General features: G+C 36.3%; 24 protein-coding genes, 1 tRNA gene and 1 riboswitch. Of the genes, 24 read left to right on the forward strand and 1 reads right to left on the reverse strand.

Going from position 1 to position 25,809, the window contains the following annotated elements; translation table 11 throughout:
- Position 1 precedes the first annotated feature (1 nt).
- From C231_RS07450 to C231_RS0100315, 18 genes are all read left to right on the forward strand, one after another.
- Positions 2–3,370 (forward strand): DNA polymerase III subunit alpha, encoded by a 3,369-nt coding sequence (locus C231_RS07450; RefSeq protein WP_018658642.1) that lies wholly within the window; start codon positions 2–4, stop codon positions 3,368–3,370.
- Positions 3,371–3,455: 85 nt separating this feature from the next.
- Positions 3,456–4,418, forward strand: a complete 963-nt coding sequence (pfkA, locus tag C231_RS0100235) for a 6-phosphofructokinase (protein ID WP_018658643.1) — start codon at positions 3,456–3,458, stop codon at positions 4,416–4,418.
- 29 nt (positions 4,419–4,447) lie between these two features.
- Positions 4,448–6,214 (forward strand): pyruvate kinase, encoded by a 1,767-nt coding sequence (pyk, locus tag C231_RS0100240; protein ID WP_018658644.1) that lies wholly within the window; start codon positions 4,448–4,450, stop codon positions 6,212–6,214.
- Positions 6,215–6,294: 80 nt separating this feature from the next.
- Entirely contained in the window at positions 6,295–7,149 is an 855-nt protein-coding gene (locus tag C231_RS0100245; RefSeq protein ID WP_018658645.1) for a S1 RNA-binding domain-containing protein, read from the forward strand.
- Between the two features lie 80 nt (positions 7,150–7,229).
- Positions 7,230–8,150 (forward strand): site-specific tyrosine recombinase XerD, encoded by a 921-nt coding sequence (xerD, locus tag C231_RS0100250; RefSeq protein ID WP_018658646.1) that lies wholly within the window; start codon positions 7,230–7,232, stop codon positions 8,148–8,150.
- Between the two features lie 69 nt (positions 8,151–8,219).
- On the forward strand, positions 8,220–9,041 hold the full coding sequence (locus C231_RS0100255; protein ID WP_018658647.1) for a purine-nucleoside phosphorylase: 822 nt from the start codon (positions 8,220–8,222) through the stop codon (positions 9,039–9,041).
- Between the two features lie 110 nt (positions 9,042–9,151).
- A complete protein-coding gene (locus C231_RS0100260) occupies positions 9,152–9,523 on the forward strand; it encodes a hypothetical protein (RefSeq protein ID WP_018658648.1) in 372 nt (123 codons plus the stop codon).
- 12 nt (positions 9,524–9,535) lie between these two features.
- Positions 9,536–10,309: a segregation and condensation protein A gene (locus C231_RS0100265; protein WP_018658649.1), complete on the forward strand. Its 774-nt coding sequence runs from the start codon at positions 9,536–9,538 to the stop codon at positions 10,307–10,309.
- A gap of 7 nt (positions 10,310–10,316) precedes the next feature.
- Entirely contained in the window at positions 10,317–10,904 is a 588-nt protein-coding gene (gene scpB, locus C231_RS0100270; protein ID WP_018658650.1) for an SMC-Scp complex subunit ScpB, read from the forward strand.
- Positions 10,905–11,645: a pseudouridine synthase gene (locus C231_RS0100275; RefSeq protein ID WP_018658651.1), complete on the forward strand. Its 741-nt coding sequence runs from the start codon at positions 10,905–10,907 to the stop codon at positions 11,643–11,645.
- Between the two features lie 15 nt (positions 11,646–11,660).
- Positions 11,661–11,773, forward strand: a riboswitch (FMN riboswitch).
- 60 nt (positions 11,774–11,833) lie between these two features.
- Entirely contained in the window at positions 11,834–12,385 is a 552-nt protein-coding gene (locus C231_RS0100280) for an ECF transporter S component (protein ID WP_018658652.1), read from the forward strand.
- An 83-nt stretch (positions 12,386–12,468) separates the two neighbouring features.
- Positions 12,469–13,530, forward strand: a complete 1,062-nt coding sequence (locus C231_RS0100285; protein WP_018658653.1) for a helix-turn-helix domain-containing protein — start codon at positions 12,469–12,471, stop codon at positions 13,528–13,530.
- Complete coding sequence (locus tag C231_RS07455; RefSeq protein ID WP_018658654.1) at positions 13,527–14,993, forward strand: RecQ family ATP-dependent DNA helicase; 1,467 nt, start codon at positions 13,527–13,529, stop codon at positions 14,991–14,993. The genes C231_RS0100285 and C231_RS07455 overlap by 4 nt, the downstream gene beginning before the upstream one ends.
- Before the next feature lie 20 nt (positions 14,994–15,013).
- The gene (locus C231_RS08135; protein WP_018658655.1) at positions 15,014–15,646 is read left to right on the forward strand and encodes a LysM peptidoglycan-binding domain-containing protein; all 633 of its coding nucleotides are present in this window, start codon (positions 15,014–15,016) and stop codon (positions 15,644–15,646) included.
- Positions 15,647–15,659: 13 nt separating this feature from the next.
- Positions 15,660–16,337 (forward strand): (d)CMP kinase, encoded by a 678-nt coding sequence (cmk, locus tag C231_RS0100300; protein WP_018658656.1) that lies wholly within the window; start codon positions 15,660–15,662, stop codon positions 16,335–16,337.
- Positions 16,338–16,435: 98 nt separating this feature from the next.
- On the forward strand, positions 16,436–17,674 hold the full coding sequence (gene rpsA, locus C231_RS0100305; RefSeq protein ID WP_018658657.1) for a 30S ribosomal protein S1: 1,239 nt from the start codon (positions 16,436–16,438) through the stop codon (positions 17,672–17,674).
- 98 nt (positions 17,675–17,772) lie between these two features.
- Complete coding sequence (der, locus tag C231_RS0100310) at positions 17,773–19,086, forward strand: ribosome biogenesis GTPase Der (RefSeq protein WP_018658658.1); 1,314 nt, start codon at positions 17,773–17,775, stop codon at positions 19,084–19,086.
- A gap of 147 nt (positions 19,087–19,233) precedes the next feature.
- Positions 19,234–19,509, forward strand: a complete 276-nt coding sequence (locus tag C231_RS0100315; protein WP_018658659.1) for an HU family DNA-binding protein — start codon at positions 19,234–19,236, stop codon at positions 19,507–19,509.
- An 82-nt stretch (positions 19,510–19,591) separates the two neighbouring features.
- Here the strand turns inward: C231_RS0100315 and C231_RS0100320 are convergent.
- Positions 19,592–19,665: transfer RNA gene (locus C231_RS0100320), tRNA-Arg, on the reverse strand.
- 153 nt (positions 19,666–19,818) lie between these two features.
- Between C231_RS0100320 and C231_RS0100325 the strand changes: the two genes are divergently transcribed.
- The 6 genes from C231_RS0100325 to C231_RS0100350 all read left to right on the forward strand — a co-directional run bounded on the left by C231_RS0100325 (position 19,819) and on the right by C231_RS0100350 (position 25,722).
- A complete protein-coding gene (locus C231_RS0100325; RefSeq protein ID WP_018658660.1) occupies positions 19,819–20,157 on the forward strand; it encodes a DUF2187 family protein in 339 nt (112 codons plus the stop codon).
- A 50-nt stretch (positions 20,158–20,207) separates the two neighbouring features.
- Positions 20,208–21,176, forward strand: a complete 969-nt coding sequence (locus tag C231_RS0100330) for a hypothetical protein (protein ID WP_018658661.1) — start codon at positions 20,208–20,210, stop codon at positions 21,174–21,176.
- An 89-nt stretch (positions 21,177–21,265) separates the two neighbouring features.
- Positions 21,266–22,588: a trigger factor gene (gene tig, locus C231_RS0100335; RefSeq protein WP_018658662.1), complete on the forward strand. Its 1,323-nt coding sequence runs from the start codon at positions 21,266–21,268 to the stop codon at positions 22,586–22,588.
- A 138-nt stretch (positions 22,589–22,726) separates the two neighbouring features.
- Positions 22,727–23,974: an ATP-dependent Clp protease ATP-binding subunit ClpX gene (clpX, locus tag C231_RS0100340; RefSeq protein ID WP_018658663.1), complete on the forward strand. Its 1,248-nt coding sequence runs from the start codon at positions 22,727–22,729 to the stop codon at positions 23,972–23,974.
- A gap of 123 nt (positions 23,975–24,097) precedes the next feature.
- Positions 24,098–24,709, forward strand: coding sequence for a ribosome biogenesis GTP-binding protein YihA/YsxC (yihA, locus tag C231_RS0100345; protein WP_018658664.1), 612 nt, complete (start codon positions 24,098–24,100; stop codon positions 24,707–24,709).
- Positions 24,706–25,722 (forward strand): hypothetical protein, encoded by a 1,017-nt coding sequence (locus C231_RS0100350; protein WP_018658665.1) that lies wholly within the window; start codon positions 24,706–24,708, stop codon positions 25,720–25,722. The genes yihA and C231_RS0100350 overlap by 4 nt, the downstream gene beginning before the upstream one ends.
- Positions 25,723–25,809 lie beyond the last annotated feature (87 nt).

Here is a 25,809-nt window from a genome sequence, read left to right on the forward strand (position 1 = left end):
GATGGCATTTGTTCATATGCAAGCTTATAGTTATTATTCTTTATTGCGTAGTCCATTAGCTCCTGAAAAATTAGCAAAGCGTGCAAAAGAGTTAGGATATTCTGCACTTGCCTTAACTGATTTTCAGACGTTGACAGGTGCCATTGAATTTTATGAGGCATGTATCAAATATAATATTATGCCAATTATTGGACTCACGCTGCGCCTTCCTTCGCCACTTCATGCACCATTTGATGAAGTAATTTTTATTGCTAAGACGAATCATGGCTACCAAAATCTTCTAGCAATAGCGACCATGCAATCTCTAAAACAAGAAAATTGCAACCTGACTGATTTAACAGATTATGAAAAAGATGTGGCCTGTATTGTTAAATTGACGGATGAGATAAAAAATAAAGCGCAAAATGAGTGGGAAAAATCAGCGCTTGATCACTGGATACATCATTATTCCGATCATTTTACCGATTTTTATATCGGAGTTGAGCCTAATTTTTTGCCTCATGTGCTTCGTCAACATTTTGAATCGGAGAATATTCCATTAATAGCAACACCACATGTAACATATACAACACGTCAAGAGCATTATACAAAAAATTTACTAGAAGTTATTCGCGGAGGCGACCGCTTTGGTAAAGTGACGATGGGAGACTTGAATCCGCTACCAGAAGACCATAGAGAACAATTACTTTCTCCACAAGCACATGAAGCACAGTATCATAAATATGGGCTAAGTGCTGCTGCCGATAATACGGCTAATTTAGCAAAAAATATACATCTATCACTTGAATTAGGACAGCCAACACTGCCAAAATTTCCTGACACTGGCAAGCGGTCGAGTGCGCAGTATCTATTTGATCTATGCCAAAAGCAATTACCTAAGCGAGTGGAGAATGTGACCGCTGAATATGAGAACCGTTTGAAATATGAATTACGTATTATTGAAGAAATGGGTTTTTCGGATTATTTTCTAATTGTATGGGATATTATTCGATTTGCACATCGTTCGCATATTTTCACTGGAAGCGGACGCGGGTCAAGTGCGGGATCGTTGGTTGCCTATGTTCTAGGCATTACTGATGTGGATCCTATCCAATATGATTTGTTATTTGAGAGATTTTTGAATAAAGAGCGCTATACAATGCCAGATATTGATTTAGATTTTCCAAGTGATCGCAGGGGCGAAATTCTAGATTATCTTGAAGAAAAATATACACAGCATCATGTTGCCCAAATTTGTACATTAGGAACATATCGAGCAAAATCGGCATTACGTGAGCTAGCGAGAGTTTTTGGATTAGATAAGAAAATGGCGGATCAGTGGTCAAACGCCGTTCCAAACCTTGGACTAAATACAACGCTAGATGAAGCGTATAAACAATCAAAACCACTCCAACAATTAGTTCAACGAAATGAATATAATCGTCAATTTTTTGAAATTGCTAAGACATTACAAGGTATCCCGCAAAATTATTCAACACATGCTGCGGGGGTTGTTCTATCGGAACGTCCCCTTGTAGAAGTTGTTCCTTTAATGAAGTCGAATATGTCGCTACTTTTGACCCAATTTACAATGAATGATGTCGAAAAAGTAGGACTGCTGAAGCTTGATATTTTAGGATTGCAGAATTTAACGATTTTAGCAGATTGTTTAAAATTCAGTCAGTATGAGCAAAAACCAGGCCTTCACTCCGTTCGAGAAATTCCTGATAATGATCCTAAGACATTGGCCATTTTTCAATCAGGTATGACAAATGGCATCTTTCAATTTGAATCGGATGGAATCAAACATGTTCTTCAAAAATTGCATCCGACTAATTTTGAAGATATTGTAGCAGTCAATGCTTTATATCGACCGGGACCAATGCAACAGATTGATCATTTTATCAAGCGAAAACATGGCGAAGAATCTGTGGATTATCCACATGAAGATCTAAAACCGATTCTTGAGGTTACTTACGGTATTATGGTATATCAGGAGCAGATCATGCGTGTTGCAACAAAGTTAGCGGGTTATTCATTAAATGAGTCTGATATGTTACGGCGTATGGTTTCGGCAAAAGATGTTCAAGCAATGAAACGTGGGCACCAGCAATTTGTAGCCCGTGCCGTAGAAAAAGGATATAGTGCACAAGTAGCAGATCAAGTGTATCAACTGATTGAGCGCTTTGCAGATTACGGCTTTAACCGCTCACATTCCGTTGCATATTCTAAAGTAGCATACCAACTCGCCTATTTTAAAGCACATTACCCAGCCAGTTTTTATGCAGCATTATTCCTATCATCGCATTCACATACTAAAATGATGCAGCTTCTCAATGAAGCAAAATTATTAAATGTAACGCTTTATGCTCCGCATATTAATTATAGTTGGACGGATTTCACAGTGTACCATAAAGCGATTCGTTTTGGATTACGCCAAATTAAAGGATTACAGCGCCAATTTATTCACGATATATTAAGTGAGCGTCAAAATGGCGGTAAATTTAAAGACCTTCTAGATTTTATTCAGCGCATTCCATCGCGGTGGCGCGATAGTAAGCAGATTCTGCCTCTTATCTATGCTGGTGCTTTTGATGAGTTAGGAGGATATAATCGTAATGAAATGCTCACTTCTTTAGACACTGCCATCGAAAGTATTTCAATGAGTCATGGAAGTATTGAATTGCTGGAAGTATTTGACCCTAAAATTGAAGCCAAAGAGGAATTAACAAAAGAAGAAAAAAGTGAGCAAGAATTTGAAGTGTTGGGGTATTATTTTTCAAATATGATCGACGCTGATGTGATGAATATGCTGCCTCAATTCGGCGTACAAATTAATGAAGCAGTAAAGGATAAGGAAAGTACAAAGCAATTGGTAATGATACAGTCTATCAAAACAATTCAGACGAAAAAAGGAATTCCAATGTCCTTTATTAAGTGTCGTACAACAACGGAGTCGTTAACGCTCGTTCTTTTCCCGAAACAGCACCACAAATATATTAAACAAGTTGTTCCGCAGGATTATTTTATAGTATCTGGAACAGTGGAAATCGATCCGCACGAAAAAAAGATACTCGTTGATGATATGCAGCCACTCGATAACATCATCGCCACAATAAAAGATCAGAAGATGGAACAGTATAGATTATGTGTCCGCATGAAAAATATGGAAAAACAGCAAGAAGTATTAGAAAAAGTTTTAGCGATATTCCAAGAATCATCAGGTACAATTCCAACGTGTATTTATGATGATACAACGGGGAAAATCTATGAATTGCGACCAAAATATGCAATACATTACAATGAAAAATTATTGATGCGTTTAGAAGCTTTATTAGGAAAAAATCAATATACTTGGCTGTCACGTCAACCAAAAGATAAAACTGTATAAATTTTCACAGATTTTCAAGACAACAGCATAAAAAAGTGTTAACATATGAATGATAATATAGATTGAGGTAAGAGGGTGATAATTAATGAAAAGAATTGGTGTATTAACAAGTGGAGGAGATGCACCAGGGATGAACGCTGCCATTAGGGCAGTTGCTCGAAAGGCAATTCAAGATGGTATGGAAGTATATGGCATTCGCAACGGCTATGCGGGACTCGTGAATGGTGAGATATTTAAGATGTCCGCTAAAGATGTGAGTGGTAAGCTTCAATTTGGTGGAACTTTTCTATATAGCGCACGCTATCCTGAATTTAAAGAAGAAGCTGGTCAACGTAAAGGAATTGAACAGCTAAAAAAATTTGGGATTGAAGGGCTAGTTGTTATTGGTGGGGATGGCTCATTTAGAGGTGCAGCTGCTCTAACTAAATTAGGCTATCCATGTATTGGGATCCCAGGAACGATCGATAATGACGTTCCAGGAACAGATTTTACGATTGGTTTTGATACAGCAATTAATACAGTGGTACAAGCGATTGATAATATTCGAGATACTGCTGGAAGCCACAAACGCGTTATGATTGTTGAAGTTATGGGACGCGATGCAGGAGATATTGCATTGTGGACAGGACTTGCAAGCGGGGCGGAAGAAATTGTTATTCCAGAGCATGATTTTGATTATGAAGTACTCCAAGATCATATTATTCAAAAATTTGAAAATGGAAAACGTCATGCAATTGTCGTATTAGCTGAAGGCGTAATGTCTGCTAATGAATTAATGCAACATATGACACGTTTAACAGAACAATATGATACACGTTATGTCGTCTTAGGGCATATGCAACGTGGTGGAAAACCAACCGTTCGAGATCGTGTTTTAGCTGCAAGGTTTGGAGTTTTCGCAGTAGAATTATTACAAAAAGGCATTGGTGGAAAATGTGTAGCGATTGTAAATGATCAAATTGTTACGCATCCATTTGAAGATATATTTTCTGGCTTAAAACATCAGCCAAAACTCGAACTTTATGATATTAATGCAATGATTCAATAAATTGGAAAGAATGAAAGAGGTTAACTCATATGACAGTAACAAAAAGAACTAAAATTGTTTGTACCATTGGACCAGCAAGTGAATCAGTAGAGACACTTGAACAGATGATTGATGCCGGAATGAACGTCGCACGTTTGAATTTCTCACATGGCTCACATCCTGAACACTTACAAAAAATAAAAAATATCCGCCAAGCCGCTAAAAATAGAAATGCGACAATCGGAATTATGTTAGATACTAAAGGTCCTGAAATTCGTACACACCGCATGAAAGAAAAAATTGTTCAAATTCAAAAAGGTGACGTTGTGCGTGTGTCGATGAAAGAAGTAGCTGGTACACGCGAAAAAATTTCTGTTACATATGACGGATTGATCAATGATGTGAACGTTGGCATGTCCATTTTATTAGATGACGGTGCCATTAACCTTCAAGTAAAAGAAATTGATGAACAAAATCAAGAAATTGTAACAACTGCTTTAAATAGCGGTATTTTAAAAGATAATAAAGGTGTTAATGTTCCAGGAGCATCCATTCAATTACCTGGATTAACAGAAAAAGACCGCGATGATATTCGTTTTGGTCTTGAAAATAAAATTAATTTTATTGCAGCTTCTTTTGTTCGTAGCACTGCAGACGTGATGGAAATTAAAGAACTACTAGATGAATATGATGCACATGATGTTCAAATTATCCCTAAAATTGAAAATCAAGAAGGAGTAGACAACCTTCAAGCGATTATCGATATTACAGATGGAATCATGGTAGCGCGTGGTGACTTGGGAGTAGAAGTCCCAGTTGAGGAAGTTCCTATTATTCAAAAAGAAATGATCCGCTTGTGTAACTTGGCAGGAAAACCTGTAATCACTGCAACACATATGTTGGAATCTATGCAAGAGCATCCATTCCCTACACGTGCGGAAGCTAATGACGTTGCTAATGCTATTTTTGATGGTTCAGATGCTGTCATGCTTTCTGGAGAAAGTGCTGCAGGATTGTACCCAGTCAAAGCTGTTCAAACGATGGCGAACATTTGTGTTCGTACTGAGCTTGCTATGATTGAAACAGATGCATATCAGTCAAGAAGACATGACAAATATGATACAACGGAAGCTATTGGTCAATCTGTACAACATACGGCTAAGAACCTCGGCATTAAAACAATTGTGGCGGCAACAGAATCTGGTTATACTGCACGTATGATTTCAAAATATCGTCCAAAAGCAGATATTATTGCATTCACAAGTTCAGAGGAAGTCGCTTTAACTTTGACGCTTGCTTGGGGTGTTGTTCCAATGGTTGAACCTCGTCCAACTTCAACAGATGAAATGTTTGATATGGCAACCACTAAGACACTTGAAGCCGGATTTGCAAAAGAAGGCGATTTGATTATTATTACAGCAGGTGTACCTGTTGGCGAAGCTGGAACCACGAACATTATGAAAATTCAAATGATTGGTTCGAAAATTGTAAGTGGTCAAGGTGTTGGCAAAAGAACAGTCGTTGGTAGAGCTATCGTGGCACATTCAGCAGAAGAAGCAAATGAAAATATGATTGAAGGCCATATCTTAGTAGCACCAACTACTGATAAAGATTACTTACCAGCCATTGAAAAAGCGAGTGCCATTATTACTGAACAAGGTGGCCTAACAAGTCATGCAGCAGTTGTAGGTATTGCAATGGGCATTCCAGTTATTGTAAATGCAAAAGGTGTAACGAAAGTAATCGAATCCAATGAACTTATTACAGTAGACAGCCGCCGTGGAAATGTCTATCAAGGCTCAACGACAACACTTTAATAAATTATCATCTGAAAAGACTAAGTACCGTCCAGGTGACTTAGTCTTTTTTTAAAATTAAAAAGGAAAGAAGAGATGTTATGACTGTTTCAATGGGGTCTTTGATTACAGCTTTAATTATCGATAAAAATGAACAAGCACTTTATGCACAATATCAAGGAATAACTTATCGTGTAATTACCAATGAGGAATCGCATTTAAATCTAGGCGATACAGTAGAAGGCCTAGTCTATGAAAATCAAAAAGAAGAAAAAGTATTAATTACAAAAGTTCCAAAAGCTTTAAAAAATGAGTATGTAAGTGCACCAGTAATCGAAACTAAAAGAGGACTAGGAGCTTTTGTCGATGTTGGCTTACCAGAAAAAGATATACTAGTTTCAATGGATGATATGCCTTATCATCCTTCTTTGTGGCCACATCTAGGAGATTATTTATTTGTGAAAGGGTCTTTTGATGCTCAGGGCAGACTGTGGGGTAAAATGCCTAATCGAGATGAATGGATCCGCCGAACGAAGTTTGGGAATGAAAAAATGCACAATAATGATGTAGAAGGAACGGTTGTACTGCTACAAAAAGCTGGGACATTTATACTTCTTGACTCTGGCGAACTTGCTTTTATCCATCCTTCCGAGCGAATAGAAGAACCGCGACTGGGACAAAAAATTACAGCACGCGTGATTGGCCTTCGCGATGATGGGGTATTATATGTATCGACGATGCCTAGAGCGTATGAAATCATTGAAGATGATGCTGCAATGATTTTTGAAACGATTAAACGAATGCCTGACCAAAAATTGCCACTCACAAATAAATCGACACCAGAAGAAATTGAACAACAATTTGCGATAAGTAAAGGACGATTCAAGCGTGCAATTGGTCATTTACTAAAAGAAAATTTAATTGCACAAGATGAATCCCATACCTACCTCATTTAATGACATGTATTTCACAATGTCTTGCGTAATGCAAGCGATTACTTTATAATTAATAGAAAGCATCAAAAAAGAGGGATGGAATGAGTGGGAGAATTTCGAAAGAAAATATCGAAGAGTATCTTGTCTTTTTAAAAGTTGAAAGAAATTTAGCCGAGAATACAATCAAAAGTTATGCACGAGATATTGAAAATTATTTCGCTTATTTGGAAAGTGAGAAAATTAAGAGTTGGTCGGAAGTGGATCGCTACGTGCTACTCTCTTTTTTAGAAAAATTACGGAAAGAAGGAAAGTCCGTTCCAACCATTGGCCGAATGACGAGTAGTTTACGTCAATTTCATCGCTTTTTGGTGCAGACGAAAGAGTCAACAGAAGATCCGATGCAATTCGTGGACTCACCCAAATTAGCACGCAAACTCCCTGATGTACTAAGTATATCTGAAATTGAACAATTATTTAGAGTGCCAGATATAAGTAAGCCACTGGGCATTCGTGATCGTGCTATTTTTGAAGTGCTTTATGCAACGGGACTGAGAATTTCTGAATTGACGCATTTAACTTTAGATGAGCTACATCTATCGATGGGCTTTATTCAAACTGTAGGAAAAGGGAATAAGGAAAGAATTGTGCCTATAGGAGAGCTTGCGGATAAATGGTTGATGCAGTATTTAGAAAAGGTTCGTCCACTTCTTTTACAAAAAAATCCAAAAGATACGGATCTCATTTTTTTAAATAACAGCGGCAAAGGACTTTCACGTCAAGCCATTTGGAAAAAGATAAAAGAATATACTAAAAAATCGGGGATTACGGCAAATGTTACCCCCCATACATTCCGGCATTCTTGTGCAACACATTTGCTCGAAAATGGTGCCGATTTGCGCATCGTTCAAGAATTACTGGGACATGCCGACATCTCAACGACACAATTTTATACGCATATTTCGCAAAGTCATAATCGAAGAGTGTATAATGCTGCCCACCCGCGAGCAAAAAAGAAATCATAAAAAATGCTTCAATTGAACTTTAAAATTTCATTCATTGAAGCTAAAAAATATTGCAAAGGAGACATCATAATGCAAGAAATTTTGAAACGTGTTGAAAACGCTGCTGATTTTATAAAAGATCAAGGCGTTGAGGACTTGGAAGTTGGTCTAATTTTAGGAAGTGGTTTAGGGAAAGTTGCTGAAATGATTGAAAATCCACTAATCATTTCATATACGGATATTCCAGACTTTCCGATCTCGACTGTTGCAGGTCATGCTGGTCAATTCGTCTATGGAACGTTAAATGGTAAAAAAGTATTAGCACAACAAGGACGCTTCCATTATTATGAAGGCTATTCTATGCAAGAAATCACCATTCCTGTTCGCATTCTGAAGGCGCTAGGTGCTCATTCTGTTATTATTACGAATGCTGCGGGTGGCGTAAATAAAGCATTTACACCAGGCGATTTGATGATGATTACCGACCAAATTAATTATACTGGCGATAATCCACTAATCGGTCGTAATGATGATGAAGTTGGTCCACGATTCCCTGATATGAGCTATGCTTATGATGTAGACTATCAAGTACTCATGCGCAACATTGCCAAAGATTTAGGAATCAAAATTCAAGAAGGAGTCTACATGGGATATTCAGGCCCAACTTATGAAACACCTGCCGAAATTCGTATGTCGCGTATTCTTGGAGCAGATGCAGTTGGCATGTCGACGGTTCCAGAAGTTATCGTAGCTCAACATGTTGGGTTGCGTGTTGCAGGAATTTCTTGCATTACGAATATGGCAGCAGGTGTTTTAGATCAGCCATTGAACCATCAAGAAGTTATTGAAGTGTCTGCTAGAGTGTATGATCATTTCAAACAATTAGTCTTAGAAATATTAAAACAAATGTAATCACAAATAAATCTGCAAATAATATTTGCAGATTTATTTTTTTATTCGGCAAATCCATGCTATTATATAGGGTATGAAGAAATATTTACATGAACAAAAGGAGTGTAAAGATGCTCTACCATTATAAAAAGGATTTCGAGAAAATCGCTATGGGACTAATGTCTTATGCTTCAGACTTGAATCAGACGGATCGATTGATGGAAGAGATGGATTTGTATCGTCAAGACTCTGATCGAAAATTATTTTTATGGAAAAGTGAGGAGACCAGTGATTTTGTTGCAATTTTGGGTGTTGAAATTGAACAGAAAGTATTGCTCCTACGTCTGATTGCCTTAAGTCCTTCTTATCGAAATGAAGGACTATCTTATAAAATGCTTGATGCACTACAGGCGATGTACCAAGATTTGCCGATTATGGGAACGCTGGAGACGACACCGATTATTCAGACATGGCAACAAGACCAATCTAGCGCTGAAGAATAAGCAGGTGTGCATATGAAACAAGAACAGTCAGCATGGCATGAAAAAAAGTGGGAAGTCGATTTAGAAGTATTTGAAGGGCCACTTGATTTATTATTGCATTTAATTCGGACACTTGAAATTGATATTTATGACATTCCAATTGCTGAGATTACCGATCAATATTTGAACTATTTGAACATGATGAAAGAGCTCCGATTGGATATTGCAGCGGATTATTTAGTGATGGCGGCAACGCTTATGCAAATAAAAAGTGAAATGTTATTGCCGCGAAATGAAAATCAATCTGAAGAGTTAAATGATCTGGAAGATACTTCTGAAGATCCACGCCAACATTTAATTGAGATGCTATTGGAATATAAAAAATTCAAAAAAATGAGTCGAGAATTGCAAGAAAAAGAAATCGTTCGATCAGGCTATTATACGAAATTACCATCGGACATATCGGAATATCAACAGAATATTCCGCTCGAAAAAGGTCAGTTAAGTGCGAATGACTTACTGGATGCAATGAAAAAAATACTTAGTGCGCAAGATCTAACAGCAGAAAAAAGTACAACGATTCAAACCGATGAATTGACAGTATTTGATCAGATGGATTGGATTACTGATAGTATTTTGCAACAAAAAAAAAGAGAGCTGAATTTTTCGCAGCTTCTAAAAACAAAAACGAAATCAGAAATTGTTGTTACATTTCTTGCGATATTAGAGTTAATGAAGAAAAATAAAGTCTATGTAAAGCAACAAAATGCACATGAAGAAATTAAAATTGTGTTATCAGAAAAGTAGGGAATTTATGAAAAAGCAAAATGAATATATTCCTGCGTTAGAGGCATTACTTTTTATAAGTGGCGATGAGGGATTGAGTATTGACGAAATAAAGAATCTGTTGAATATACAAGCAGATCAAGCATGCGCGTTGATTGATTCATTAAAAAAATCTTATGAAGAAAATATGATGTGTGGTTTGACACTAATCGAGACAGCTAAATGCTATAAACTAGCGACAAAGCAAGAGTTCGCGCCGCTAATCGAGAAATTTGCACAATCCTCTTATTCTAGACATCTGACATCAGCCATGTTAGAAACATTGACAATTATCGCATATAAACAGCCAATTACGCGGATGGAAATTGAAGAAATACGTGGCGTTCAAGTTTCCAATAACTTAAAAAAATTACGTATTCGCAATTTAATTGAAGAAGCTGGGCGATTGGAGCAACCAGGAAGACCTGTCCTATATCGCACAACGACTACTTTTTTAGATTATTTTGGATTAAATGATTTAAGTGAGCTCCCAGCTTTGGAAGATACACCATCGTCAGAACCTACAAGTTTGTTTTATGATCATTTTTACAAAGGTGACTCGCAGGAGGAGGCTTAAATGGAACGATTGCAAAAAGTAATGGCACATGCTGGAGTAGCTTCTCGAAGAAAATCAGAAGCACTAATTCTTGATGGACGAGTTAAAGTCAATGGCGAAACGATTACAACGCTAGGCTATAAAGTGAGTGCTCACGACATTATTTCAGTGGATGATGTTCCAATTGTTAAGGAACGGTTAGTGTACATTTTGTATAATAAGCCGCGCTATGAAATAAGCACCGTCAATGATCCACATGGGCGTGATACAGTAGTCGACAACATTGAAAAATGGGTAAAAGAGCGAATCTATCCAGTGGGCCGCTTGGATTGGGATACAACGGGAGCCCTACTTTTAACGAATGATGGGGAATTGACACATGTGTTAACCCATCCAAGTTTTGAATTTTCTAAGACATATGTTGCTAAAGTTAGTGGCAAACTTCTTGAAAAAGAAAGCAATCAGTTGCGCCGAGGAATTATGCTTGATGGCGTGAAAACTGCTCCAGCACAAGTTGAAATTATTGAGCGAAATGCAAAGAAAAATCAGACAACTGTTCGCATTACTCTTCATGAGGGAAGAAATCATCAAGTGAAAAATATGTTTGAACATATTGGTCATCCCGTTGAAACGCTAACACGTGAAAAATTTGGACCGTTAGATGTTCATGACTTACCAAATGGACAGTGGCGATATTTAAAACCTTTTGAAATTCAACAATTGAAACAATTTGAACGTATCGAAAAAAGTGATACGCTATAATAAAAATAATGAATGATTCATCTTCAGGGCAGGGCGTGATTCCCGACCGGTGGTAAAGTCCACGAGCATATAGCTGACTTGGTGAGATTCCAAGACCGACCGTATAGTCTGGATGGAAGAAGATGAGGCTTTTTTGAGTTTGCCTTAATCCCCAATCCCTGAATTGAATCCAGATGGGGGATTTATAAATGAAAAATAAAAAGATTGCTGCAATTGGAATATTTGGAAGCCTGGCATGGGTTATTTCTATTTTTTCTTTCCCATTAATTCCAGCATTTCCTTTTTTAAAAATTGATTTCAGTGATATTATCTTATTTTTAGTAACTGCAGGCTATGGTTTTCATGTAGGAATTATTGCGACAGCAATTCGCTCAGGACTGTCTTATGCGATGAGCTTTGGTGAAATGGGTTATCCAATAGGAGATGTTACTGCCTTTATCGCTTCTTTGTGTGTGATACTTCCACTTGCTCATACTTTTAAGAAATATCCAGACAATATTAAAAAGCAACACTTCGCAGGAATGAGTGCAATTGTTCTTTTAACGATTATGATGACGATACTCAATATATGGGTGGTACTTCCACTTTATACAATGATTTTAGGTATTTCAGTTGGCCCAGTTCTGAATTATATTTTAACAGGTGTCATTCCTTTTAATTTATTAAAAGGAATCATTTTATATGCACTTATTGCAATGGTATGGCCGAAGCTGGTTAAATTCATAAAGAAAATAAATTAATAAAAGCCACCGAATTGTCGGTGGCTTTTGTTGTGAATAACGTTAAATAGATATGATAATATAATAGCGAAGGAGGGGAGCAAATGTCATATAGTGAAAAATATATCCTGAGTTTTTTTAATGAAAATGTGTTGAAGTCGAATCAACTCATTCATATCTTCCAAGGAAAACGAACCCCTTCCATTTTATATAGGGTAGAAATCCAACAGTTACATCCTTTATTCAATCTTTATCCACTGGTAAAAAAGGATGCATTAGATGGACTTTTTTTAAAATTTGAAAGAAAAAATTGGATTGAACAACATGAAAAAGGCTACCGCTTGATGTCAGAAGGAACTCAAATAACGCATGCTTTTTGCAATCAGGAAAAAATTTACCATGTATCACATTTGCGTTGGAATTCTTATTGGCACCATTTTTTTGAATATTGGCAATTTCTAACGCAGATTTTTTCTGAAGCGAGTTTTGCAAATATACGTTATCGTCCTGTGGTGACGAATCATTTTATTCAAGAGTGGGTGAAGCGATGGCTTCATCTTCAACAAGGGACAGTGCATGAGAACTCCCCGCAGTGGCAGGAAGAATTGCGGCACATATTATCTCATTTGGAGGAAACGGAAGCCAATTTTATAAGTATGCATTTGTCGGGACATGAAAGAATAGGATGGATTCGTACGCAGATTATGCATGAACTAAATGAACCGCTTGATAAATATGCTATTTATTTAAATGCAACAGTCCAAAAAATGATGAACATTATTAATTATTCAACTGCACTGCCTTTACATAAAAATTTCTTAGATAATTTGAAGTTACTTTATTATAATGGATTATCAAAAAGTACATGGGAAAGCCTCAAATATTTGCAACATAATCAGTCATTTTTTGAAGTGGCGAAAATACGTAGAATAAAAGTTGGCACAATTTATGAACATTTGTTAGAGGCTGCTTTGATCGATCCTGAATTTGAATTCGATTGCTATATAAGACCAGAAGTGAAATATAAGATTATACAAATATTACAAGAACGGCCGCTCCTTGGCTTTAAGAGCTTAAAAATGGAAGTACCTGAAGTGCTATTTATGGAATATCGGCTCGTACAGCTGGAACAATTGCGAAATAAAAGAAAGGGTATCAATTCATGAGAAATATACTGAAGAAATACTTTGGATTTGAAAAGTTTCGCCCTGGGCAAGAAGAGGCAGTAACAGCTGCAGTCGAAAGAAAAAATTCCCTTGTGATGCTTCCTACTGGTACAGGAAAATCTCTTTGCTACCAACTGCCGAGCTATTTTTTAGAGGGGCTTACAATTGTTATTTCGCCATTATTATCTTTAATGTATGATCAGATTGAATCCATTAAAATGCGGGGGGAACATCATGTCGCAACACTCAATAGTTTGATTTCAAATGAAGAACGTCGCTATGTATTACAACATCTTCATACCTTTAGATATTTATTTTTGTCACCAGAGATGCTGGTTCAACCACATATTATAAATCAATTGAAGCAGCAGAAGATTAATTTATTTGTTGTGGACGAGGCACATTGTATCTCTCAGTGGGGTGTTGATTTTAGACCAGAATATTTACTTTTGGGTGACCGTATAAAAGAATTGAAGTCCCCACCTATAATGGCTCTAACTGCAACTGCAACGAAGAGAGTTCGGGAAGAAATTATAGAACAACTGCACTTAAGAAGTCGTTCATTTAAAGAAATTATTTATCCCATTGACCGTCCAGAAATTTTTTATCATGTCGAAAAATGTGCACAAGATAAACAACAGCGTTTGATTCATTATTTGCAACGTATAGAAGGGCAGGGCATTATCTATTTTCGAAATAAAGAAACATGTGATTTTTTAGCGCTTATATTGGAAAAAGCATTAGGAAAAAGTGTGGCAAGCTACCATGGGGATATTGATGGAGTCGAGCGGATAAAAATTCAGCAGCAATTTTTGCATGGTGATATTGATATTATCTGTTCAACAAGTGCTTTTGGGATGGGCGTTGATAAGGAGAATATTCGTTTTGTTTTTCATTATCATTTGCCTGAAAGTCCTGAAATGTATCTGCAAGAAATAGGACGTGCATGCCGGGATCATTTACCTGGTTATGCTATCTTATTTTATGAGTCAGGTGATGAATCTGTTCATCACTACTTTCAAAATCAAGCGAAAATGGATGAGACGACATTTTTGAATATTTATCAAAACTTTCAACATTTAAATATGCGAGATATGAAGCAACCATTGGAGCGTTTAATATATTTTCATGCAAAGAATAATTTTTCAATGGCCCATACATGGGAAGTTATTCAAAATCATAGAATAAAAAAAGAAAATCAGTTACAATTTATGTTAAATTATGTGCAAGAACAAGGGTGTAAGCGCCAATGTTTGTTGAATTATTTTGATGAAAACAAAAAAGTGTCTGATCGATGTTGTTCTCATTGTCAACCAGAAATTGTTCAAGGAATAGCTAATGCACCTTTGCAAAAAATTCCAAAAAGTGTTCGTAATGATTATCAATGGGAGAAAGTTCTTGACAAATTATTTAAAAATATTTCAAACACCTACCCTAACTATGATACAATAGGGAAGAATTGAAGTTGAGAGGAAGATATCAGATGAGTTCAGATCAAAATCGATCCAATCGACATAAATCAGAAGAGGAATTATGGTCGAGAAAATTTAGCGATTCTGCAAAAGATTCTACTACTGAAAGTCAGAATTCTCGTGTTGCACGTTCGCATAGCAAAAAAAATAAAGAAGGTATTTCACCATGGTTGACAGGTGCTGTATTATTATTGGCATTATTGTTTATTGCACCAATTACTTACACCATGTGGCTGCACAACCGCGATGCAGAAGAATTTAGCAAGAAGTCAGAACCTAATATTGAAGTAGTAGAGAAAAAAGATAAAGAGAAAAAAGACAAAGAAAAAGAAGAAGCAGAAAAAGAAGCAAAAGAAAAAGAAGAAAAAGAGAAAGCAGAGAAAGAAAAGGCAGAAAAAGAGAAAAAAGAAAATCAAGAAGAAAAACCAAACAATTCTCAGCAAGCAGAATCTGCACCTGCACCTGAATCGGAATCAACACAAGAATCTGCACCTGCACAAACTGGTGGTTCCTATACGGTTCAGCCAGGGGATACTTTGTATAGAATCGCAGCAAATCATGGAACAACTGTCGATCATTTAATGGCGATCAATGGACTTTCGAGTCCTGATATTGTTGTTGGGCAAGTTTTGACTGTTGAATAGAGGAGTGCAAAAGTTGGAACAACTACAAATCGCAATTGATGGTCCGGCATCATCGGGAAAGAGCACAATTGCCCAGATGATCGCCAAAGAATTATCATTGGTCTACATTGATACTGGTGCGATGTATCGTGCATTAACTTATGCTGCATTGGAACATGGTATAGATGTGGCAGATGAGAGCAAGCTATTAGAGCTTCTGTCACATATGACAATTTCATTTAAGCCTACAGCAGACGGTCAAAAAGTATATGTCAATGATACTGATATCACAAAAGAAATCAGAGAAAATAAAGTATCGCAAAATGTTTCAGAAGTTTCTGCACATCCACATGTGCGCGAAGCGCTTGTAAAACTTCAAAAAGAATTAGCAGGGAAGCATTCTGTTATTATGGACGGTCGAGATATTGGTACGGTTGTACTTCCAGATGCGCCAGTCAAGATATTTTTAGTTGCAAGTGTTGACGTAAGAGCGCAGCGCCGGCATTTAGAAAATCAAAGTCGAGGGATTTCGTCCACATTTGAACAAATCAAAGCGGATCTCATCGAAAGAGATGCGTTAGATACTTCTAGAAAGCATTCCCCGTTAAAAAAAGCAATGGATGCCATTGAAGTTGATACAACGGCACTTACAATTCATGAAGTCGTTGCAAAAATTCTAGAAATTATTAAGCAAAAAATGAATGAAGGGTAAAGTTTTATCTTTTATAAGGGATATTTGTAGATTTTTAAAACCCTATCCTTTATAATGAACAAAGATGTAATTTTGATGTTAATGGAGGCACAATATATATGTCAGAAGAAAAAAAGGATTTAGAAATTACCGAGGAACACTCAATGTCTGAAGCACTTAGCGCTGCAGATGAAATTAAACCGGGTGACTTGGTTGAAGGTGAAGTTCTAGCAATTGACGAAGACAAAAACGTAGTTGTTGGACTTAGCTCAGGTCAGGAAGGCATTATTCCATTACGTGAACTTTCAAGTAAACGTATTGATAATCCTGCTGATGAAGTAGAAATGGGCGAAACGGTTGAAGTTGTAGTCTTACGTGCAATCGCTGATAAAGAACAAGGAAGCTTTGTTCTTTCTAAAAAACGCATTGATCAACGTAAAGTATGGGATGAACTTGCTGAAAAATTCCAAGCAGGGGATACCATTGAAGCAACCGTTAATCGCGTTGTAAAAGGTGGCGTTACTGTAGATGTTGGTGTTCGAGGATTTGTACCTGCATCACAACTTGCCACACATTTTGTGAAAGATTTAAAACAATTTGAAGGTAATACTTACGAATTCAAAATCTTAGAATTAAATCCACAAGAACGTCAGCTTATTCTCTCACGTCGTGCGATTCTTGAAGTAGAAGAAGAAAAACAACGTGAAGAAGCACTTGCTCAATTAGAAGAAGGCGCAATCGTCAAAGGTACGGTTGTTCGTTTGACTAATTTTGGAGCTTTTGTTGATTTAGGTGGCATTGATGGATTGGTTCATATCTCTGAAATCGCACATGAACGTGTTGACAAAGCAGAAGACAAACTATCTGTTGGCGAAGAAGTTGAAGTGAAAATCTTAAGTATTGATGAAGATCGCGAGAGAATTTCATTATCAATTAAAGATACGTTACCTGGCCCATGGGATAATGTAGATGAAGAATTCGCTGCTGGAACCGTGACAAAAGGTATTGTTAAACGCATCGTTGATTTTGGTGCATTTATCGAATTAAAACCTGGCGTTGAAGGATTAGTTCATATTTCTGAGCTTGCACATCGTCATGTCGATACTCCACATGAAGTATTATCTGTCGGTGAAGAAGTTGAAGTAAAAGTATTGAGTGTCGATCCTGAAAAAGAACGCGTCTCACTTAGCATTAAAGCGTTACAAGAAGCGCCAAAACGTGAAGAAAAACCAGTTGAAAAACATGTAAATGTTAAACAACCAACACTTCGCGATGAAAATGAAGAATCAGCCTTTACTTTAGGCGATCAAATTGGCGATCAACTTTCAAGCTTACTTGAAAATACAGACAATGAATAATCTTTAATAAATAAGTAAAAGGAACACCCAACGGTCGAAGAATTATTGAACGTTGGGTGTCCTTTTCTGTTAAAATTTAGGAAAAGAAGGTGAGAGAAATGATAAAACCAACTGTTGCCATTGTTGGTCGTCCAAATGTAGGAAAGTCGACTATTTTTAATCGAATTGCGGGAGAACGTATTTCGATTGTTGAAGATACACCTGGCGTTACACGTGATCGTATTTATGCAGATGCCGAGTGGCTAGGAAAAGAATTCTTTCTCATTGATACTGGTGGAATTACGATGGATGATCAAGCCATGAATGTGATGATTCGCAGTCAAGCAGAAATTGCAATTGAAGAAGCGGACATTATCATTATGATGAGCAATATATTAGATGGAATCACCAAACAAGATGAAGAGATTGCACAGATCTTATATCGTTCGAACAAACCCGTACTTCTTGCCGTAAATAAAGCGGATAATCCTGAACAACGTGCAAATATTTATGAATTTTATGGTTTGGGATTAGGAGAACCTTATCCAATAAGTGGTGCGCATGGATTAGGCTTAGGCGATTTATTAGATGCTGTCATAGCTGAATTTGAATCAATTCATTTGAATGATGAACCAGACAATCGGATACATTTTTCGCTTATTGGGCGTCCGAATGTTGGTAAATCAAGTTTAGTGAATGCTATTTCAGGAGAAGAACGTGTTATTGTATCCAATCAACCTGGCACTACGCGAGATGCCGTTGATACTTCTATCACTACAGAAAATGGTGATGAATTTGTTATGATTGATACTGCGGGAATGCGCAAACGTGGAAAAGTCTATGAAAATATTGAGCGTTATAGTGTATTGCGCGCCTTGCGTGCCATTGAAAGGTCAGATGTCGTATTATGTGTAATTGATGCCGATACAGGAATTCGTGAACAAGATACTAGAATTTTCGGTTATGCACATGAGGCGGGAAAAGGTATTATTCTCGTTGTCAATAAATGGGATACTGTTGAAAAAGACACTAATACAATGCGCGACTTTGAAAATGATGTAAGAACACGTTTTCGCTATTTAGAGTATGCACCTATTATATTTGTCTCAGCAAAAACTAAGACAAGATTAACTCAGTTGCTAGAATTAGTGAAACAAGTGTATGATCATCGCATGCAAAGAATTCCGTCCAATATTTTGAATAATGTTCTAATGGATGCAATGGCAATGAATCCAGCACCGACAGTCTCTGGTCAGCGATTAAAAATATACTATATGACACAAGTCTCTGTAGGTCCGCCTACTTTTGTATTATTTATGAATGATCCTGAATTAATTCATTTTTCATATATTCGTTATTTAGAAAACCAATTGCGCCAGAATTTTTCTTTTGAAGGAACACCATTGAAGTTCATAAAACGTAAAAGAAAATAAAACATAAAAATAATCGACTTAAAGCTTGCAGTCATGGGGTTTATATGATATCTTTGATAAAGAAATATTGGCAAAACTTGCCATGTTTTCTATGTGATAGTTTAGATAACTTTTTAAGTTTATCTATTTAGGGAGGTGTAGGAGAAAATGGCAAATAAAGCAGATTTAATTAATCGCGTTGCAGATAAAACAAATTTAACTAAAAAAGATGCAACAGCAGCAGTTGAAGCATTATTTGAAGTGGTAACTGACGCTTTAGCAGAAGGTGACCGCGTTCAAGTTATCGGATTTGGTAGCTTTGAAGTTCGTGATCGTGCAGCCCGTAAAGGTCGCAACCCACAAACTGGAAAAGAAATTCAAATTCCAGCAACAAAAGTTCCAGCATTTAAAGCAGGTAAAGCACTTAAAGATGCTGTTAAATAATAAAAGAAACGTACCTTTTTAAAAGGTACGTCATATCAATTAAACCCATTTTGCATATGCAAAATGGGTTTAATTGATATGACGCGCCAAGAGGGATTCGAACCCCCGACCGTTCGCTTAGAAGGCGAATGCTCTATCCAGCTGAGCTACTGGCGCACACTTAATGTAACGAAATACATTATAAAGCCAATAAAGAATAATGTCAAATGAATTTAGAAGTTTGCTCGATTAAATTGCCCCATATATGAAGGGGTGATTTTTTTTGAAAAATATGCTATGATTGTAAGACAGTAGTGAGGAGGTCATTTAATGGCTGAAATTAAGATTACACAAGAAGTGCAAGACTTGGTTGAAACAGAATTAAGAAAAGGCGCAAGTAACTCCAGAATCGCAAACTTATTAGAATTGCCTTATAAAAAAGCAGTCGAAATTATCGAGACGATTAAGGAAAATATTCGTCCAGAAGTAGGTCAAGTTATAAAATTTCAATTTCGCGGGGAATATATGCAAGGTCGCATTGAAAAACTCCTAACAAATAGCGCTATTGTAGTGATTGACTGGGAAAATTCCGCAAAGCGAATGTATGATTTGATGGAAGAAAAAACAGTCGTAAATTTTAAAGATATTCAAGAATTTGTGGAAGAATAATAAAGGGCTGTCACTAATGGGTGGCAGCTTTTTTGAGTAAGGAGGACTATATGGAAAATTCAGGGCATATTGTTCATTTTCCTGATCAACCTGAAATACTTCGAGATAAGATAATAAAAGCGATTGTTGCCGATCAGTCTGAAAAAGTCTGCCATTATGTACAACGACTTTATATGATAGAAAAAAATTTCGAGGTTAATTTCATTTATGTAACGTATTTAATGAAGTCTCATAAATATGTTGAAGCCTATAGCATATGCCAAGAGTTTGAAGAATGGTACTGTGCGGACGTTGCAGCGGTAGATCTGTATCTTGAAGTCTTGATAGCGAATGAAAAATATTTACAGGCACAGTCCATCATTCAAAGTGGCTTGAAACATGCTCAATCTATAGAAGAAGCTAATAAATGGGAATTGTATGAAGTTTCTTTAAAAGAGAAGTTAAATCATTACACTCCCCTCGAAGAAAAGTCTCTTTCTATAAAAACAATTGAAGAATTTTTAAAAGAGCCTTCGCAAAATGTTGCTTATCAAATAGCGATGGTAAAAAAATGGAGTAAAGAATGTCCAGAGTCACTTATTTTGTTAGCCGATCAACTTTTTGCTCATAATTTAGTGAATCAAATGACCAAAGTTCAGGTGCTTGACCAATTGATTCAATTAAAAGTTAATCAGTGGTATCACTATCCATGGTTAGGGCAGACTATTGAAATAAATCCAGTAGAATATAAGACATTTAATCAGCAAAAGTTTTATGAACAGCTGATGAAAGAAGCAGAGCAGCTGATTGGAAGCAATATAAGAGATTTAGAAGCTATTCAAGCTGAACTATCCTTTCAATGTCTAATGCTTTATCCACTTGCCGAACAAATTATCGATTGCCCCACACTATGGATTGAAACATTAGTTGAAAAAATAGGAAATATTGCATTTGAAAATAAAAAGCATGCCCCCATCTTAAAAGAGAATTATTTAGAATATATGAGAAAAATTGATCAGTGCACGATTGAATATCATTAATTAGTTTACTTTTCAATAGGATTCAGGTATTATAAAAAAGTATGTAAATAGAAGATTTTTATATTTAGTAAATTGTGGAGGTTTATGATATGACATCAAAATTTGAAGTAACAGGTCCAACAAGTGCAAAAGTTAGCTTTAGCATTTCTAAAGAAAAAGTAAGCGAAGGATTGGATACAACATTTGCACGTGTGCGTAAGACTATTTCTGCGCCAGGCTTTAGAAAAGGACACGTTCCACGTCAAATTTTTAACCGTATGTATGGTGAAGAAGCTCTTTATGAAGATACGCTGAATGCACTTCTTCCAATTGCTTATCAGGAAGCATTCGCAAAATTAGACGATGATTTAGAAATCGTTGGTCAACCAGAAATCAAAGTCATTTCTATGGAAAAAGGAAAAGATTGGGAAATCGAAGCATTGATTACTACGAAACCTGAAGTAAAATTAGGTCAATATGAAGGGCTAGAAGTTCCAAAAATGGATGCCGAAGTGACGGAAGAAGATGTAGATGCACGTCTTGAACAAGAACGTCAACAATTGAAAGAATTAGTAGTTAAAGATGATGCTGAAGCTGCAGAAAATGGCGACACAGTTGTTATTGATTTTGAAGGATCAGTGGACGGTGAAGTGTTTGAAGGCGGTAGCTCTAAAAACTTTTCACTAAAATTAGGAAGTGGACAGTTTATTCCAGGATTTGAAGAACAACTTGTTGGTAAAAAATCAGGCGAAGCTGTCGATGTTACTGTAACTTTCCCAGAAGATTATCCACAAGAAGATTTAGCTGGAAAAGAAGCGGTATTTGCTGTGAAAGTTCATGAGGTAAAAGTTGAAGAATTACCTGAGCTTGATGACGATTTTGCGATGGATGTCGATGAAGATGTTGAAACATTGGCAGAACTCCGCGAAAAATTAACAAAAGAATTAAAAGAGTCAAAAGAAGCATCCGCAAAAGCTTATTCTGAAAATAAAGCATTAGAATATGCCGTTAAAAATGCTGAAATTGCAGACATTCCTCAAGTTATGATTGAAGAAGAAGCAAATAATCAAGTACAAATTTTCTTAGGACAGTTCAAACAACAAGGAATTGATCCAGAAATGTATTATAACTTAACGGGACAAACAAAAGAAGATCTACTTGATCAATATCGCAAGCAAGCTAAAACATCTGTTGCAATGAATTTAGTGTTGGAAGCCATTGTAAAAGCAGAAGGATTTGAAGCAACAGAGGAAGAGATGAACAAAGAAATTGAATCTCTTGCAGAACAATATAGTATGCCTGTTGAACAAGTAAAAAGCGTTCTGTCCGAAGATATGCTAAAACATGATGTAGCTATCCGCAAAGCAATTGATTTAGTAACAGAATCAGCAAAAGCAGTATTACCTTTTGAAGAAGATTCTGAAGAAGAATAATAAAAAACGCAAAGGCTGCGACAAAAGTCGCAGCCTTTTTATTTTTATGCTCTAGGCATTAAAAGGTCAAAGTAGACGGCATAATATTACTATGATATGATTGAAATTGGCGAAAGTCTGAATTAGAGGTGAAAAGAGATGTATGAGAATGGACATGACGAAACAATCCGCTGTTCTTTTTGCGGAAAAAGTCAAGACCAAGTGAATAAAATTATTGCTGGTCCTGGTGTTTTTATTTGTGACGAGTGTATTGCTCTAGGCCAGCAAATTATTGATAATGATAATTCTTATTCTACTTTAGAAACATTTGAAAATGTACAGAAGCCACTTGAAATTTATAATGCATTAAATGAATATGTCATTGGACAGGATGAAGCAAAAAAATCACTGTCTGTTGCAGTTTACAATCATTATAAGCGTGTCAATTATATGCTTGAAAATGAAGAAGATGTTCAATTACAAAAGAGCAATATTTGCTTGATTGGTCCGACAGGAAGTGGGAAAACATATCTTGCTCAAACGTTGGCAAAAATAATTGATGTGCCATTTGCTATTGCAGATGCTACTAATTTAACAGAAGCAGGATATGTTGGCGAAGATGTTGAAAATATTTTATTAAAATTAATTCAAGCAGCAGATTATGATATTGAACGTGCACAGTATGGCATCGTGTATATTGATGAAATTGATAAAATTGCTAAGAAATCTGAAAATGTCTCCATCACGCGTGATGTAAGTGGAGAAGGTGTACAGCAAGCACTGCTAAAAATTTTGGAAGGAACGGAAGCTAATGTTCCACCTCAGGGAGGACGGAAACATCCGCAACAAGAATTAATCCAAATTGATACAACTAATATTTTATTTATTGTAGGTGGCGCATTTGCTGGTCTTGAAAATATTATTCGTGAACGGCTTGGAGAGAAATTGATTGGATTTGGAACAAGCCAACCGATTCAAAATATTCAAGATGAAGAGCATATTGTCCAAAATGTGATGCCAGATGATCTACACAAATTTGGTTTAATACCAGAATTTATCGGTCGTTTGCCGATTATTGCTGTTTTGAATCAATTACAAGAAGATGATTTGGTTCGAATCTTGACTGAACCAAAAAACTCATTAGTAAAACAATACCAAAAACTTCTGGAATTAGATGGCGTCACTCTTGAATTTACGGACCAGGCATTGCATACCATTGGGAAACAAGCCATTCAAAGAGAGACGGGTGCAAGGGGCTTGCGCTCGATTTTGGAAGGGCTGATGAAGCAAGTAATGTTTGATATTCCAAGTCGCGATGATATTATGAAAGTTATCATTAAAAAAACTGATGAAGCACAAGTTCAACCTTTTCTTTATGACTCAGAAGGACATGAATTTGTATTATAATGAATAAAAGAAACTGTCAGATCTTGACAGTTTCTTTTATTTTCATAAGTTGGGATTACTTTATCAAAAGTGTTGTTATATGTTATAATGACTAGGTATAAGCAAGTGTTGAAGGAGGATTTTATGAAAAGACAGGCCATACGTCAAGCTGAAATTATGATAAGTGCTGTTAGTGCAGCCGATTATCCCAATACAGATCTCCCAGAGATTGCCTTAGCAGGGCGATCAAATGTTGGAAAATCCTCTCTTATCAACCGCATAATTGGAAGAAAAAAATTAGCAAGAACTTCCAGTAAACCTGGTCGGACACGAACACTTAACTTTTATAATTTAGATGAAGAATTAATTTTTGTTGATGTTCCAGGATATGGTTATGCCAAAGTATCTAAAGCCGAACAAAATAAGTGGGCTAAGATGATGGAAGAGTATTTTTATACACGCGAACAGCTCCATCTTGCCATTTTAATTATAGATTTTCGTCATAAACCGAGCGCTTTAGATCTTCAAATGTACAATTTTTTAAAACACGTTGAATTGCCAGTCACAGTCGTTGCTACAAAGGCAGATAAAGTTAAAAGAAATCAATGGAATAAGCAAACTGCGCTCATCTTAAAGGAATTATCGTTACAGGAACATGAAGAAGATGAACTTGTTATTTTTTCATCTGAAACAGGTGAAGGTTTTGATGAAGTGTGGGATAAAATATTTGAATTTACAGGGATTGAAGAAAATTGAAACTATTAATGTATGGGATTACAGAAGAAACTGTATCAAAAGAAGATTTTGAGCGTTATCGGTTGAATTCTGATGCACGAAATGAACAAATGCAGATGATTTTAACATTTGATGGGGTTAAGGAAGTTTTTATTTTTTCCGAATGCCAACGGTTGGAATATTATTTATATGTTGATGAGAATTCATTCAGTCATGGTGAATTTTTGAGATATTTGGCTGAATATACTTCTAAGCCTCTTGATGAAATCATTTTAGAAACATCGAGTAAATTCAACGAAGATGTCGTTCGACACTTATTTGAATTAATGGGAGGGTTTTTAGATTATACGACGAATGAATTTTTACTTTATTATTCACTCCGTCGTCTATTTGAGTTGCATCAATTTTCAACGCAACATCAGATGTTAAAGGAACTTTTTGAAAGTGCATTGGAATTTGCTTCAACGAGTCGGTTCAAAAAGGAGTTACAGCCACTTATTCATGATATAATTCCGCGAATTTTTGTTACTTTGAAAGAGTGCATTAATAGTTTTAGAGATTTAACATTTGTTGTGATTGGCGATTGGAATCAATTACTTGAAGTAAAAACCCTACTCAAAAATTACACAAATGCTTCAATAACATTGGCACCTACAGATATATATAGCGAAAAGCTATTGGAGCAACTTGACCCGCTTGAGACAAATGTTAGAGCAGTGGACGTTGATGACTCTGCTTATTATTTATCAGAAGCAGACATTATTGTTGTGTTAAGTGAAATGGTAAATCATTTGAAAAATTATCAATTGGATCAACTTTTAGCAATTCGTCAAACGCCTAAAAAACAATATATTGTGGATGAGTTCGACACAATGCTAGGAAATCTTTTGCAAGAACGAAGTGGCGCTAAAAAAATAACTATACGATCCGATGATGACTATTCTTTTGAAGAAAAAGAAGAAGCACGACATTTTCTTGATGAATTATTAGATGTGGCAACGGAAAAAATTGCCACTCGTTACTTAAATGAATAACTTGTGGCTCAAATGAATGGTTGCAACACGACATCTCTCATTTGAGCTTTTTAGACAGGGGGAGTTTTTTTGTTTGTCGATCACGCA

Origin of the sequence: Allofustis seminis DSM 15817 (assembly GCF_000374325.1) — a bacterium.
GTDB lineage: Bacteria > Bacillota > Bacilli > Lactobacillales > Carnobacteriaceae_A > Allofustis > Allofustis seminis.